19 protein-coding genes are annotated in these 14,218 nt (G+C 38.3%); 18 read left to right on the top strand and 1 reads right to left on the bottom strand.

Translation table 11 applies throughout. From position 1 onward, the window contains the following. Window positions 1-2: 2 nt before the first annotated feature. The 3 genes from V7121_RS12820 (at window position 3) to V7121_RS12830 (ending at window position 1,495) form a co-directional block, all read left to right on the top strand. On the top strand, window positions 3-764 hold the full coding sequence (locus V7121_RS12820; protein ID WP_335496287.1) for a cytochrome c biogenesis protein: 762 nt from the start codon (window positions 3-5) through the stop codon (window positions 762-764). A 12-nt stretch (window positions 765-776) separates the two neighbouring features. Continuing rightward, window positions 777-908, top strand: coding sequence for a CcmD family protein (locus V7121_RS12825; protein ID WP_335496285.1), 132 nt, complete (start codon window positions 777-779; stop codon window positions 906-908). A gap of 77 nt (window positions 909-985) precedes the next feature. Continuing rightward, complete coding sequence (locus V7121_RS12830; RefSeq protein WP_335496282.1) at window positions 986-1,495, top strand: TlpA family protein disulfide reductase; 510 nt, start codon at window positions 986-988, stop codon at window positions 1,493-1,495. A 219-nt stretch (window positions 1,496-1,714) separates the two neighbouring features. Here the strand turns inward: V7121_RS12830 and V7121_RS12835 are convergent, their stop codons facing one another. After that, the gene (locus tag V7121_RS12835; protein ID WP_335546760.1) at window positions 1,715-2,389 is read right to left on the bottom strand and encodes an SIMPL domain-containing protein; all 675 of its coding nucleotides are present in this window, start codon (window positions 2,387-2,389) and stop codon (window positions 1,715-1,717) included. Window positions 2,390-2,600: 211 nt separating this feature from the next. Here V7121_RS12835 and spoIIIAA point away from each other — a divergent pair, with 211 nt between their 5' ends. From spoIIIAA to V7121_RS12910, 15 genes are all read left to right on the top strand, one after another. After that, the gene (spoIIIAA, locus tag V7121_RS12840) at window positions 2,601-3,524 is read left to right on the top strand and encodes a stage III sporulation protein AA (RefSeq protein WP_335546762.1); all 924 of its coding nucleotides are present in this window, start codon (window positions 2,601-2,603) and stop codon (window positions 3,522-3,524) included. Further along, window positions 3,525-4,040, top strand: a complete 516-nt coding sequence (gene spoIIIAB / locus V7121_RS12845; RefSeq protein WP_335496274.1) for a stage III sporulation protein SpoIIIAB — start codon at window positions 3,525-3,527, stop codon at window positions 4,038-4,040. A gap of 11 nt (window positions 4,041-4,051) precedes the next feature. Continuing rightward, a complete protein-coding gene (gene spoIIIAC, locus V7121_RS12850) occupies window positions 4,052-4,255 on the top strand; it encodes a stage III sporulation protein AC (protein WP_007084610.1) in 204 nt (67 codons plus the stop codon). Between the two features lie 24 nt (window positions 4,256-4,279). Beyond that, on the top strand, window positions 4,280-4,660 hold the full coding sequence (gene spoIIIAD, locus V7121_RS12855; protein WP_335496761.1) for a stage III sporulation protein AD: 381 nt from the start codon (window positions 4,280-4,282) through the stop codon (window positions 4,658-4,660). Window positions 4,661-4,685: 25 nt separating this feature from the next. Continuing rightward, window positions 4,686-5,885: a stage III sporulation protein AE gene (gene spoIIIAE / locus V7121_RS12860; RefSeq protein ID WP_335546764.1), complete on the top strand. Its 1,200-nt coding sequence runs from the start codon at window positions 4,686-4,688 to the stop codon at window positions 5,883-5,885. Window positions 5,886-5,896: 11 nt separating this feature from the next. Continuing rightward, on the top strand, window positions 5,897-6,526 hold the full coding sequence (spoIIIAF, locus tag V7121_RS12865) for a stage III sporulation protein AF (protein ID WP_335496270.1): 630 nt from the start codon (window positions 5,897-5,899) through the stop codon (window positions 6,524-6,526). Continuing rightward, on the top strand, window positions 6,519-7,172 hold the full coding sequence (gene spoIIIAG, locus V7121_RS12870) for a stage III sporulation protein AG (protein ID WP_335496268.1): 654 nt from the start codon (window positions 6,519-6,521) through the stop codon (window positions 7,170-7,172). Before spoIIIAF ends, spoIIIAG begins: the two co-directional genes overlap by 8 nt. Window positions 7,173-7,187: 15 nt before the next feature. Further along, entirely contained in the window at window positions 7,188-7,760 is a 573-nt protein-coding gene (locus V7121_RS12875) for a SpoIIIAH-like family protein (RefSeq protein WP_335496265.1), read from the top strand. A gap of 959 nt (window positions 7,761-8,719) precedes the next feature. Then, a complete protein-coding gene (accB, locus tag V7121_RS12880; RefSeq protein WP_335496262.1) occupies window positions 8,720-9,235 on the top strand; it encodes an acetyl-CoA carboxylase biotin carboxyl carrier protein in 516 nt (171 codons plus the stop codon). An 18-nt stretch (window positions 9,236-9,253) separates the two neighbouring features. Next, window positions 9,254-10,609 carry an acetyl-CoA carboxylase biotin carboxylase subunit gene (gene accC / locus V7121_RS12885; protein WP_335496259.1) on the top strand — a complete coding sequence of 452 codons (1,356 nt, stop codon included), beginning with the start codon at window positions 9,254-9,256 and terminating at the stop codon, window positions 10,607-10,609. A 19-nt stretch (window positions 10,610-10,628) separates the two neighbouring features. Then, the gene (locus V7121_RS12890; protein WP_335496257.1) at window positions 10,629-11,039 is read left to right on the top strand and encodes an Asp23/Gls24 family envelope stress response protein; all 411 of its coding nucleotides are present in this window, start codon (window positions 10,629-10,631) and stop codon (window positions 11,037-11,039) included. A 209-nt stretch (window positions 11,040-11,248) separates the two neighbouring features. After that, window positions 11,249-11,647, top strand: coding sequence for a transcription antitermination factor NusB (nusB, locus tag V7121_RS12895; RefSeq protein WP_335496255.1), 399 nt, complete (start codon window positions 11,249-11,251; stop codon window positions 11,645-11,647). A 36-nt stretch (window positions 11,648-11,683) separates the two neighbouring features. Then, on the top strand, window positions 11,684-12,541 hold the full coding sequence (folD, locus tag V7121_RS12900) for a bifunctional methylenetetrahydrofolate dehydrogenase/methenyltetrahydrofolate cyclohydrolase FolD (RefSeq protein ID WP_335496252.1): 858 nt from the start codon (window positions 11,684-11,686) through the stop codon (window positions 12,539-12,541). Between the two features lie 95 nt (window positions 12,542-12,636). Further along, complete coding sequence (xseA, locus tag V7121_RS12905) at window positions 12,637-13,995, top strand: exodeoxyribonuclease VII large subunit (protein ID WP_335496249.1); 1,359 nt, start codon at window positions 12,637-12,639, stop codon at window positions 13,993-13,995. Beyond that, window positions 13,985-14,218: an exodeoxyribonuclease VII small subunit gene (locus V7121_RS12910; RefSeq protein ID WP_335496246.1), complete on the top strand. Its 234-nt coding sequence runs from the start codon at window positions 13,985-13,987 to the stop codon at window positions 14,216-14,218. The genes xseA and V7121_RS12910 overlap by 11 nt, the downstream gene beginning before the upstream one ends.

The raw sequence follows: 14,218 nt of genomic DNA on the forward strand, positions 1-14,218 counted from the left end.
AGATGAGTATGAATCTCGAACGAGAAAAAGCAGTTCTTCATGGAACTCAAGTGGCTGAAAAGAAAAGCATCGATATGTCAAAGATTTTGTTTGGTGCTACAGTAATCTCCATGTTGGTTGCCCTTTATTTTATCTTTATCTTTGCTGCTGAAGAAGTAACAATGGGTGCAGCCCAAAAAATCTTTTATTTTCATGTAAGTTCAGCTTGGCTGGCATTTATGGCGTTTTTCGTTACATTTGTCTTTAGTATTTTGTTCCTAGTCAAGCGGAAAAGAATATTTGACACCTATGCTTATATCTCTGCTGAAATCGGTGTTGTGTTTACCATCATCGTTTTAACAACTGGTCCAATTTGGGCGAAGTCTTCTTGGAACACATGGTGGGTATGGGAACCGCGGTTAATTACTACGTTGATTCTTTTCTTTATCTATATTGCTTACATTATGATTCGTCAAATGGATGGGGTATGGGATAAAAAAGCCAGGCTTGCTGCGGTATTTGGAATTATCGGGTTTGCAGACGTTCCAATTGTATTTTTCGCGATTCGCTGGTGGCAAACAAAGTTTCATCCAATTGTTTTTGGTGAAGGTCCATCCCAAAAGGGCGGAGGAATTGAGGGTACGATGTTAGTAGCCCTGTTTGTTTCCCTTGCGGCATTTACGATTCTATATTCTTACCTTCTTCATAAAGGTGTATCTTTTGAAAAAATGAAACTTAAAGTAGAGCGTTATAAAGAAAAATTACGCGAAGACTTAGAAAAATAGGAGGAATTGATCATGGGATTTGAATTTATGTATGGTGCGTATTCTGTTGCTTGGGTTGTTATTTTTTCTTATATGTTAATACTCGGGAAGAGACATTCCAAACTTAAGAAGGAAATTGAATTCTTAAAGCAACTAGAAAAATAATTAGCAATTAAATTAGGGCCTGTGTTGAATTTGCAGGCCTTTTGCATAGATCCTTAGTGGTGTCAGGAGGAAACACGATGAACAATCGGGTTATCAAATTACTCGTATTGATTCTTATTGTAGGGATGTTTGGTTTCTTTGGTTATAGTTTAGTAACAAAAGGAAAACACACGGATGTTGGAGATAAGGCTTATAATTTTTCGATGCCTAATTTGGATGGCAGTACAACCAAACTTAGCGATTTTAAGGGTGAGGTTGTTATCTTGAATTACTTTGCCTCCTGGTGTGCTCCCTGTAAAGAAGAGTTGCCTGAGTTAGAGGCATTTCAAAAAGAATATGGTGATCAATACAATTTTCTGATGATTAATCGCGGTGAAACCATGGATAAGATTAATAAGGTAACCGAGAAAAATAAAGCCGGGATGAATTATTTATTCGATTATAATGCTAAAGTTTCAAAAATGTATAATGTGACAGGTCAACCAGAAACCTTTGTGATTGATAAACAAGGAATCATTCGAGAGCACTTTAATGGTCCAGTTACGGAAATGCAATTATATAATTGGGCAAAGAAGTATGACAAATAGAAAGCTTAAGCGCCCGTTTAGCGGCGTATGGACTGGAGCGCTTTGACTGAGATAAAGGAAACACGGAGAGCGAAGCGATTCGATGTTGACTTATCGTAGGGAAAAGAGCGAAGTCCACTAGCCATTGGGCGCTGGAGCTAGACTGTTGTCTAAGTTCAGAAACATAGACTTATCATTTTATATAAAAGGATTGAACCAGACAAATGGTTCAATCCTTTTTTAATAGGAAGGGGTAAATTGATATTCTGCCATGACATTGGCTTTGAGTATTATTTGGCCAGGCTCTAATTGTGTGGCTGTCATACTTTTTACAAAGGTGCCAGGCTGATTATATACAGGCTGGACCGAACTTCCACCTTCGACAATTAATATCGGGGTAGGTATCAAAACCGCCTTTAAGGTCTCTGCAATGGTTTTTGCTTTTTCATTGGCATTATTTACAGCAAGAACCAAGGCTTGCTTATAAAAGGATTCTTTGTTTTTTACAGTGAATTGAATATTTGATACATGATTTACCCCGTTCTGAACAGCAGTATCCACGACATTTCCAATTTTTGAAATATCATCAAATTTCACCTCTAAAATATGAGTTATTTTATAGCCGCGAAATATTTGTTTACCTTGATCATAATCATAGTCCGATTCAATTCGATAATCGAAGGTCTGCAGATGATTTTTGGGGACTCCTAGTGAAATAAGGGCATTGATTACCTTTGTCGCTTCGAGGGAGTTCTGCTGTTGAGCCGTTATTAATTGTTTCCCTTCTGTAATAATTCCTAGGTTTACAGAAGCCGAGTCAGGCTGTATAGCCATTTCACCATCACCGGTAACTTTGATTAAATGCCCCTTGTGTGCCTGCCCATTGCGAATAGGTGGGTAACTGAAATGGTGCACTTTTTCTCCTCCTTCATGATTATTCCTCCTATAAAATACGATTCACCTCATGAAACGTTCCGATATAATCATTGATCCTGTTACCATAGCAACTTTGTTCTAGTAATGTAAGTGGAAATTGAAAAAGAATTGAAAGATTTGAAAGTCATAATGTGACCAAGCAGGCATACATTTTAAATAATGAGAAAGGAAAACAAGGGAGGACCTATACGTGGAATCAATCCTAAACTTTTTACCTAAAAAAATAGCTGACCTAATCAGTAAAATCCCTCCTAACCAAAAAGAAGAACTAGAAGAAATTCGGATTCGTATCAATAGGCCAATTGAAATGACTATGAAGGGTACTCCTAGATTTCTATCATACGTTATTCAGCCCGAAGATGCATTTCAGCTAATGAATAAAATAAGTCATTTCTCCATCTATACACTTGAAGAGGAACTTAAGCAAGGGTTTATCACTGTCTCCGGAGGACATCGGATTGGGCTTGCTGGAAAGGTAATCCTTGAGGGCGGAAAGGTGAAGGCAATTAGAGATATTTCCTCGTTTAACATCAGAATCGCTAGGGAAAGGGTGGGGATAGCAGAACCGCTTATACCATATATTTTTCAAGGCAGTTGGTTGCATACAATGGTAATCGGTCCACCACAAACAGGAAAAACAACCTTGCTGCGTGATATTGCACGAATCGCTTCATCTGGGTTCGGAGCGAGAGGGATACAAGCAAGTAAGGTGGGAATTGTGGATGAACGTAGTGAAATAGCTGGATGCGTAAATGGGATACCGCAATTGACCTTTGGAGACCGCTTGGATGTATTAGATGCCTGCCCGAAAGCTGAGGGAATGATGATGATGATCCGGTCGATGAGCCCAGATATTTTGGTTGTGGATGAAATTGGTCGTAAAGAAGATACTGAAGCGATCCAAGAGGCCGTGCATGCAGGAATTACGTTAATAATGACTACCCATGGGACGAGCATTGAGGAAGTAAAGAACAGACCATCTTTACGAAACATTCTTGAGCAGCACATCTTTCAGCGATTTGTTGTGCTTAGCAGAGCATCAGGACCTGGAACCATTACACAAATTTTAGATGCTAATGGGAAAGAAATGATTCAAAAAGTGAGAGTGACATAAATGATAAAGATTGTAGGTGCTGTTTTCATCATTTTTGCAACAACATGGATTGGTTTCGAAATTGCAAGAAGGTTTAGTGAGCGTCCAAAGCAGCTTAGAGCATTACGGTCTGCCCTTCAATCACTTGAAGCAGAAATTATGTACGGGCATACGCCGTTACATGAAGCAGCTAGGAGATTAGCAGATCAGTTATCAAAACCACTTTCGGCGTTTTTTGATACCTTTTCTAAGAAATTAACGGACACTGAGACAACAGTTAAGGAAGCTTGGGAAACGAGTTTGAGACAAATATGGAGTTCTACCGCATTAAAGCAAGGGGAATTTGAAATCATGAAGCAATTTGGGGAAACCCTGGGCCGACATGACCGTATGTCCCAGCAAAAACATATTCTGCTAACACTAACACATCTTGAAAGAGAAGAGGAAGACGCAATTCAAGCCCAAGCAACATACGAAAAAATGGTAAAGAGCTTGGGGTTCTTGTCAGGATTATTACTGATTATTTTATTATTTTAGGGGGAAAAGCAATGGGGTTAGAAGTGGATATCATCTTTAAAATTGCAGGTGTGGGTATCGTGGTTGCTTTTTTGCATACCGTTTTGGACCAAGTGGGAAAAAAGGAATACGCCCAATGGGTTACGTTGTTTGGGTTTATTTATATCTTATTTCAGGTAGCCTCAATTGTGGATGATCTCTTTCAAAAAATTAAATCTGTGTTTTTATTTCAATAAAGGAGGGGCCCTAAGATTGAAATCATAAAAATAGTCGGCATAGCTCTCGTAGCAACTTTTCTTGCTTTAATAGTAAAAGAACAAAAGCCTAACTTCGCATTTCTCTTAATCGTCTTTGTAGGCTGTGTCATTTTTCTTTTTTTAGTAGATAAAATTTATGAAATCATTCACATGCTAGAAAAACTGGCAGTGAATGCAAAAGTAAATATGGTTTATATTGAAACGATATTAAAAATTATTGGAATTGCATATATCGCTGAATTTGCCGCACAGATTACCAAGGATGCCGGTCAGGGAGCACTCTCCTCTAAGATTGAATTAGCCGGAAAAATTATTATTCTTGCCATGGCAATCCCGATTTTAACTGTTTTGATTGAAACAATTATCAAGCTTATTCCGAGTTAATACCTGAAAAAGAGGTGTGAAAAAGTTGAAGCAGCGATGGCAGTTCATTCCTATTATTATTCTCGTATTCTTCTTTTTATCAATTACAAGTGTACAAGCTGCTGAAGAGGGCAAAGACACATCGAATCCGCTTTCCCCCCACGAGTTGGTCGATGAACAGCTTAAATCTCTCGATATCACTGAACTTAAACAATTTTGGGAAGACATCTCCTATAAATACGGAGGATTCCTTCCAGAAAGTCAGAAGGGCAGTTTATATGACTTTATCAGTGGAGAGAAAAAATTTTCGTTAAAACAATGGGGATTGGGAGTAGTAAAATTTGCTTTTCAAGAGTTTGTTGCTAACGGAAAATTACTTGGGTCATTGATTATGTTAACGATTTTTAGTATGTTCCTACAATCCATGCAGAATGCCTTCGAGAAGAGTGCCATTAGTAAAATCGCTTATTCAATTGTCTATATGGTGTTAGTCATCATCGCCCTTAATAGTTTCCATATCGCCATCAGTTATACCAATGAGGCAATTGGATCAATGATTTCTTTTGTATTAGCACTTGTCCCGCTGTTACTCGCCTTAATAGCCGCATCTGGCGGCTTGATTTCAGCGGCCTTCTTTCATCCGGTAATCTTATTCCTGATGAATATAAGCGGCTTATTTATGCAATATATTATCCTGCCTTTCCTGTTTCTCGCAACCCTATTGAGTATTGTAAGCACGATGTCAGAACAGTATAAAGTGTCTCAATTAGCTGCGCTGCTTAGAAACTGGAGTATCGGGTTAATGGGCCTCTTTTTAACAGTCTTCCTTGGCGTTATATCCGTACAAGGGGCCTCTGCTGCAGTGTCAGATGGGGTTACGATTAGAACAGCAAAATTTGTAACAGGGAACTTTATCCCGGTGATTGGCAGAATGTTTACAGATGCAACCGATACCGTTGTTAGTGCTTCAGTCCTATTAAAAAATACGGTAGGCATTGCTGGGGTAGGAATCTTATTGATTATCGTTGCTTTTCCGGCTGTTAAAATCTTAATGATCGCGTTTATCTATAAATTTGCCGCTGCCATATTGCAGCCATTAGGTGGCGGACCAATTATCACATGTCTGGATATTATTAGTAAGAGTGTCATTTATGTTTTTGCTGCACTGGGAATTGTATCACTCATGTTCTTTTTATGTATAACCGTAATTGTTGCAGCAGGAAATCTGACGATGATGATGAGATAAGGGGGGATAAAATGGATTATTTAATAGAGTGGGTAACGAATATAATTCTCTTTATTTTATTAGCAACGGTAATTGATATGCTTCTCCCAAACTCAGGCATGCAAAAGTATACAAAAATGGTTACGGGACTCCTCTTAATTGCCATTATTCTTACTCCAATCTTTAAATTAATCTCCAAGGATTTTGAAACAGCACTTGGATCCATCCCTTCATATCAAGCCCCTGGAGAAGAAAATATGAAAAATTTAATAGATTTAAAGAAAAAAGAAATACAAGCCTCACAACATGCATATATTTTAGAAGAAATGGCTGTCCAACTGACTAAGGACGTGAAAGAGGAGTTGATGGAACAATACGGATTGGAGATCGCAAAAATTGATATAGCTACAAATGAAGAAAGCGACCAGGCATTTCCTGAAAACCTCCAAAAGGTTATGGTTCTTCTGAAACAACCAGAGAATAAAGTGAAGACAGTCGAAGCGATTAAACAAGTAGAAATTAACACAGAAACACCTCTTCCATCTAAAAGCTCAACAGAAGAAACAGAAAAAATAGCCGCTTTTCTTTCACAAAAATGGAATGTAACCGAAAAAACAGTTGAAGTTTCGATTGAAGGGGGGATCAATAACAAAAATGGATAACAACAATCAAGGACCATTTTCGTGGCTTAAAAAGGTGCTGAAAATTGAAGGGAATTCCGAAAAGAAGGCTGGTAAGTACCAATATATGCTCGTGGTATTATGCATTGGTGCAGCATTTATGCTTGTTGGCAATATAGTCTTTAAGAAAGCCCCAAGTAATTCAGATATACCGGTTACAACCAGTGGTAAAGTCAACGCTGAAGATGTTCCTGCCTTTGGTCTAAACAAGGGCACAGGCAATAAGGCAGTAACCGCATATGAAGAAAAATACGAAAACCAACTTAAGAAGGCTCTTCAACAAATGTTAGGGGTGAACGATGTTACGGTTGTAGTTAACATTGATTCAACTGATAAGAAAGTACTTGAAAAAAATAGGGTTTCTAAATCACAAACAACGGAAGAAACAGACCGAGAAGGCGGGGAACGTAAAGTTCAGGAGGCCTCAACAGATGAACAGTTAGTGATTATTCGTGAGGGTGATAAAGAGGTTCCTATTGTAGTAGAAACAAAGAAACCTGAAATTCGGGGTGTCTTAGTGGTTGCAAAAGGTGCAGACAATATTCAGGTGAAAAAGTGGATTGTCGAAGCTGTCACACGTGCCTTAGATGTACCGAGCCATCGCGTTGCTGTTATGCCTAAAAAATAAAAGGGGTGTTTTTATATGCTATTGAAAAAACAAACAGTTTGGTTATTAACGATGTTAAGTTTAGTAGTTGTATTGTCTGTGTATTACATTACTTCACCAGAGCAAAAGAGTAATGACCTTGCTGCTATTCAACAAGATGCGAAAGATCAAAATAAAGGAAAAACAACTACAAAAACAAAAACAACAGAAACGGCCGCAAAGGATGATAAAACAATCGTTTCAACCGTTGCAGGTGATGATGCGTTTGAAGAGCTCCGGATGAAGCTTGATGATCTTAGAAGTCAACAGCAAGAGGATTTAACGACTGAGCTAGCCTCCACTGACCTTCCAGCAGTTGAACGCAGCAAAGTAAAAGATCAAATGGATAAATTGAATCAAACTGCTCAAAAAGAAGAAATTCTTGAAACCTTAATTAAGACAATGGGATATGAAGACGCGTTAGTAAGAGCAGATGGTGAGAAAGTAAGAGTTACAGTAAAATCTAAGAAAAAGCCTTCCGCAACAGAAGCCAATAAGATTATTTTACAAGTGAAAAAAGAAATTGGTGAAACCAATTACGTAGCAGTCGAATTCCAGCCAACAAAATAAAGTCTAAGAAAGGAAAGTCATAGGCTTTCCTTTCAAATTGTCGAGAAAGGGTATTTTTCTCGGCAATTTTTTTCTTTATCTGAAGCCAATTTTTGATTAGGTCCCTGCTAATGGGCCTGTTGATTTCCGCTCCATTCAACAGGGGGAAACAAGACAATAATTGCCACAACCACCTCAATAATAGTGTTCTCAAAGTTGATTCAATTATGATGTTCCTTGTGGCTGGACTAATTAAAGTAAGGGTCTATATTTAATAAACGGAGAAATTCCGTTTAAATTGGGAAATACACATATTTCCTAAAAATTAAGGGGAGTTTTTCCGCTTATATGATCCAAATCTTTGGATTTTATCTCTTTACGAGCAGTTAACCGGAAAATCTCCGCCTATGATTTCTCATACTACACGAAAATCAACAATGAATATTAACAACTAATACACTCACTGATTTAACAGCTTGTTTATTATTAGTTGAGTTGAAAGTCCTTATAATACCACTCTGTTGTTTGCGCGGAAGGCACGAAGACTCCTGCGGTAGTACGGGGCAGGGGAGACCCCGCAGAAGCGAAGCGACGAGGAGGCTCCCCGGCACTCCCGCGGAAAGCGAAGTGCCTGGAGCGCAAATCGACAGACCTGTCAAAAGTCTATAAACTAATAATCTTTTTACACGGTGAATTGTAAAATTAAGAATAAAATAAAAGCCAATTTAGATTTTGCCAGCTTGAAAGGAAGGTCGTGGCTTTCCTTTTTTTGATTGTTACCCATGAAATAGGTTAAAATAATATGTTGAGAGACAACAACTGTCCAAAGTTCCCTTTTAGCCATAAAAATATTAAGATAGGGGTATACGACAGTGGGTAAAAGTTCAAAGGTGAAAATATACATTATTGAACTTTTACTAGGTATTATCGTATAGTAATAGTAGTTAGTCATAATTTTGTAGTATGAGGGGTGTAACTCAATGTTAAAAGTACAAGAAATTCGTGAATTAATAAAATTGGTGGACCAATCAAGTATTGATGAATTTGTGTATGAATATGAAGGTTCAAAAATCAAAATGAAAAAAAATGCTTCGGCTACATATGTTTCACAAGTAAATACTGCTCCACGTGAAGTTGATTTTGTGTCGACGCCAGTTCAACCAGTTGCAGCAGTAGCACAAGCAACACCTTCCGTTGCCGTTCAGGAAGTAAGTCAGGAAGTGCAAAACCAAGATACGGATAAGTCAGCTTCAACAAATCTTCACAAAATTGTTTCTCCGATGGTGGGGACTTTCTATGCGTCTCCAACGCCAGACACGGATGCATATGTTAGAGTTGGATCAAATGTAAGCAAAGATTCAATTGTGTGTATCGTTGAAGCAATGAAATTATTCAATGAGATTGAAGCAGAAATCGACGGAGAAATTGTAGAAATCCTTGTTAAAAATGGTCAATTAGTAGAATACGGGCAGCCTTTATTTTTAGTAAAGCCTTAAGTTAGGAGCGATAACAGAATGATAAAAAAACTGTTAATTGCAAACAGAGGGGAAATTGCAGTTAGAATTATACGTGCATGCAGGGAAATGGGAATTGAATCTGTTGCTGTTTATTCGGAAGCAGACAGAGAAGCATTGCATGTTCAGTTAGCAGATGAAGCCTATTGCATTGGCCCGACTGCATCAAAAGACAGTTATTTAAACGTTACAAATCTTATTAGTGTTGCGAAGTTAACAGCTTGTGACGCCATCCACCCTGGTTATGGATTTTTAGCTGAAAATGCAGATTTCGCAGAACTTTGCCGGGAATGTAATATCACATTCGTTGGTCCAAGCCCTGAAGCGATTACGAAAATGGGGACTAAGGATATTGCAAGAGAAACCATGAGGGAAGCCGGTGTCCCAATTGTCCCAGGGTCAACTGGTATAATTAATGATATTGATGAGGCCCTTGAACTTGTGAAAGAAATCCACTATCCAGTCATCATAAAAGCAACAGCTGGCGGAGGCGGTAAAGGGATTCGTGTTGCCAAAAACGAACAGGAATTAATTAAAGGCATAAGCATCACCCAACAAGAAGCGATGACAGCCTTTGGAAATCCTGGTGTTTACATCGAAAAGTATATTGAGGATTTCCGTCATGTTGAAATTCAAGTCCTTGCTGACTCTTATGGAAACACTATTCATTTGGGAGAAAGAGACTGTTCAATCCAACGCAGGCTCCAAAAGCTTCTTGAAGAAACCCCATCACCAGCATTAGATGGAGAGGTACGAGAAGAAATGGGAAATGCGGCTGTAAAAGCAGCAAAAGCAGTTGATTATTCAGGTGCCGGCACGGTAGAATTTATATATGACTACCGCAATCGTAAATTTTATTTTATGGAAATGAACACACGGATCCAGGTGGAACATCCAGTAACGGAAATGGTCACCGGAATAGACCTTATTAAAGAACAAATCCGAGTGGCTTCCGGAGAGAAACTAAAGCTAAAACAGAAGGATGTCACATTTACCGGATGGGCAATCGAGTGTCGGATTAATGCCGAAAACCCTGAAAAGAATTTTCTTCCGTCCGCAGGAAAAATCAACATGTACCTGCCACCAGGTGGATTTGGTGTACGTATTGATTCTGCAGCATACCCAGGGTATACGATTCCACCATATTACGATTCCATGATTGCGAAGGTCATTGCATATGGCGCAAGCAGGGAAGAGGCAATTGCTAGGATGAAGCGTGCCCTAAGTGAGTTTGTTGTTGAAGGGATTCACACAACCATTCCCTTCCATTTAAAGCTGCTCGAACATGAAAAGTTTGTAGAAGGTGCCTTTAATACAAAATTCCTAGAATTGCATGATGTGATGAAGTCTAATTAAATATCTGGAGGTGTTATTGATGAGTGAATTTAGTGTCTTGGAAATGGAACCAAGCAATAACGGACTTGGAAAAGTTGAAATTGCTCCTGAAGTGATTGAAGTGATTGCAGGTATTGCTGCTTCTGAGGTAGAAGGTGTAGCTGCGATGCGCGGAAATTTTGCAACTGGTGTCGTTGAACGATTAGGGAAGAAAAACCATGGCAAAGGTGTTAAAGTGGAATTAACCGAATCTGGGATAAAAGTTGATGTGTATTGTATGATGAAGTTTGGCGTTTCGATTCCTTCCGTTGCAAGTAAGGTGCAGGATAATATTCGCCAAGCATTGCTGAATATGACTGCTTTAGATGCGGAAGAAGTAAACATTCATGTGGTTGGCATCCAATTTGAGAACCATAAGAATGAACAAGAAATTGTTGACACTGAAGTCTAAATTTGGAAACCAAAGGATTCTGTTCCTTTGGTTTTTCTATTTCAGACATATAAATTGAAATAAAAGTGCATACATATTGGAAAAATAACAAGGTTAGAGTGCGAATCAATTTTAGTTATGCTATTATCGTTATTGTGAAAACAATTCAATGACTTATTATGAAAATTAGACAAAAATTAATGAATTTCTCTAAAGGAGTTAAAGGTATAATGAAAAGAAGAACAGCAAGGGAAAAGGCATTACAGGCACTTTTTCAAATTGATATAAGCAACAGCGAGCCAGAGGCGGCAATTGAACATGTTTTGGAAGGAGAGGCTAATGACGAGTACTTATCTAGGATTGTTCTAGGCGTAGTCGAACAAAAAGCTGAAATTGATAATTTAATAAGTGAAAATCTTGAAAAATGGTCCATTGACCGATTAGCTACTGTTGACCGAAATTTATTAAGAATAGCTGCATATGAAATGAAGTACTTCAGAAATGAAGTGCCGGAAAATGTTATTTTAGATGAAGCCATCGAGATTGCAAAAATATATGGTGATGACCAATCAAGTAAGTTCATTAATGGTGTTCTTTCAAAGGTTAAACAAAATCTTCTTAACAATTAATTGGGGATCTTTTAAGAGCAAAGGGAGACGAGACAAATGACCGCATCTATTATTAATGGGAAAGAAATTGCTGCAAAGAAGAGAATGGAAATTGCTGAAGAGGTAAACAGAATAAAAAATCTAGGGGTTACTCCAGGTTTAGCAGTAATTCTTGTCGGAGATAACCCTGCTTCTCAAACCTATGTTAAAAATAAAGAAAAAGCTTGCCAAGAACTTGGGATGAATTCTGTCTTGATCAAAATGCCAGAGGAAATTTCAGAAGAGAGCTTACTATCGAAAATTGCAGAATTAAATAATGACCCTTCTATCCATGGAATTTTAGTTCAGTTACCACTTCCTAAACATATTGAAGAAAAAAAGGTAATTGAATCAATTTCCCCTTTTAAAGATGTGGATGGATTTCACCCTATTAATATCGGCAGAATGATGACTGGACAAGATGCCTTCCTGCCATGTACTCCATATGGCATTATGGTGTTACTGGAAGAAACAGATATCTCGATAGCGGGAAAACATGTAGTAGTCGTTGGGAGAAGTAATATTGTCGGTAAGCCGGTCGGACAATTATTCCTAAATAAGGATGCTACCGTAACATATTGTCATTCTAAAACTAAGGATTTAAAGATACATACTAATCAAGCGGACATTTTGATTGCCGCCGTAGGAATACCGAACTTTATTAAAGCAGAGCATGTTAAAGATGGTGCCGTCGTCATTGATGTTGGGATTAACCGAAATGAAGCTGGAAAGCTTTGCGGGGATGTTGACTTTGCTGAGGTTAGCGAAAAAGCAGGATACATTACACCAGTTCCTAAGGGTGTAGGCCCGATGACTATTACTATGCTTATGTATAATACCCTAAAATCGGCTGCCCAAAGCCTTAACCGTAATTAAAGGAGGAACTTGTCCTTATCTTTTACATAGATAAGGACTGTTTTTCGCTAATAGAGAAGTATCAAGTATCTTATTGGTTGAAAAAGGAGTTACCTATGCAGGAACAAAGATATTTAACTGTAAATGCCTTAACCAAATACATTAAAAGAAAATTTGATGCAGACCCACATTTACGAGATGTTCATGTCAGAGGTGAAATCTCAAACTTCAAACAGCATTCGAGCGGTCATATGTATTTTACCTTAAAGGATGAAAAAGCACGTATTTTAGCTGTTATGTTTTCCAGTCATTCTAGGACCATGAAATACATACCCGAAAATGGCATGAAAGTGATTGTAAAAGGTGAAATTTCAGTTTATGAACCAAGTGGCCAATATCAGATTTATATAAAAGAAATGCTTCCAGATGGAATAGGGGAATTGTTTTTAGCTTATGAACAGCTCAAACAAAGGTTGGAATTAGAAGGATTATTTGCGATGGAAGCCAAAAAGGCAATTCCATTGTATCCAAGAACCATTGGAGTAATTACTTCGCCCACAGGGGCTGCCATACGGGATGTCATTACAACAATAAAAAGACGTTATCCGATTGCAAACATCCTAGTCTTTCCTGCCCTTGTACAGGGAGAGAACGCAGCGACATCTATTGCTAAAGCAATTTCTAAAGCAAATAGCATGAAGGGGATTGATGTGCTGATTGTTGGGCGAGGCGGGGGTTCGATTGAGGAGTTGTGGGCATTTAATGAAGAACTCGTCGCCCGGACAATTTTTACATCTGACATTCCAATCATTTCAGCAGTAGGGCATGAAACGGATTTTACCATTGCTGATTTTGTCGCAGATTTACGTGCTCCGACACCAACAGGTGCGGCTGAACTGGCAGTCCCGCATATTGATGAATTAATGGAGAGGGTCTTGCAGCGTCAAACAAGACTGCTTCGTACAATGAAAGGGAAATTTCAGTTTGAAACAGAACGTTTTAATCGAGTTCAGAAATCTTATGCCTTCCGCTATCCACATCGGCTCTATGAACAAAAGCTTGAACAGGTTGATAAACTAACAGAAATGCTTGTTCGCGGGGCGTCTAGGTTGTCCCAAATTAAAAAAGGGCAACACGAAATTCTTCATAAACGCTTAGAGAGGAACCATCCGAGCCAATCCTTACAGGAAGCAAATAAGCGATTAGATCTTACCAATAAAGAAATGAAACGTGCCATGCTCCAAGTATTTTCAAAAAAACAAACTGAATTTGAACGAATTCTTTCCACCTTAGGGGCATTAAGCCCTTTAAAAATTATGGAACGTGGCTATAGTTTAGCATATTCGGAAGAGAACAGACTGATAAAAAGTATTCATCAAGTGAATGTGAACGAGCAGGTTCAGATTCAATTAACAGATGGCAGTTTATTCTGTAAAGTTGAGAATATTAAGGAGAGCGAACAACGTGACGAATGAAAAAAAACTATCCTTTGAAGAAGCAATGACTAAACTGGAGCAAATTGTAGATAAGCTTGAAGAAGGAGATGTCCCTTTAGAAGAAGCAATTATCTTCTATAAAGAAGGTATGGAGTTGTCCAAACTTTGCCATGATAAATTAAAAAGTGTTGAAGATCAATTAACACAAATTATTACGGAGGACGGCCGGACGGAGAGTTTTACGATTGAAGAGGAGGTATAA

Origin of the sequence: Neobacillus drentensis, assembly GCF_036962125.1 — a bacterium.
Taxonomy (GTDB): Bacteria; Bacillota; Bacilli; order Bacillales; family Cytobacillaceae; genus Neobacillus; species Neobacillus drentensis_B.